Here is a 228-nt window from a genome sequence, read left to right on the forward strand (position 1 = left end):
GCGAAATTGTGCTCGAGGTTGGCGAAGACGGTGCGGGTGTACTGCTCCCAACTGCTCCACTTGGCTCCGTTGTTGAAGGAGCGGGATACGTCGTTGCGGTTGCCCTGGCTGTCGAAGAGCGGGAAGCTGCCCGACCAGCCCGATCCCTTGGGATCGTTGTCCTGATAGTCGGCGCCGACGGTAAGCATGGTGTCGGGATTCAGATCGAACTCGAGGATGCCGTAATAG

The 228-nt window shown here is 59.6% G+C and carries 1 pseudogene; it reads right to left on the reverse strand.

The window, feature by feature from the left end:
- Window positions 1-228 (reverse strand): annotated as a pseudogene (locus tag ACLJNW_RS29300) (TonB-dependent siderophore receptor); the annotation flags it as partial.

Source organism: Salmonella sp. SAL4457 (assembly GCF_046548235.1).
GTDB lineage: Bacteria > Pseudomonadota > Gammaproteobacteria > Enterobacterales > Enterobacteriaceae > Salmonella > Salmonella enterica.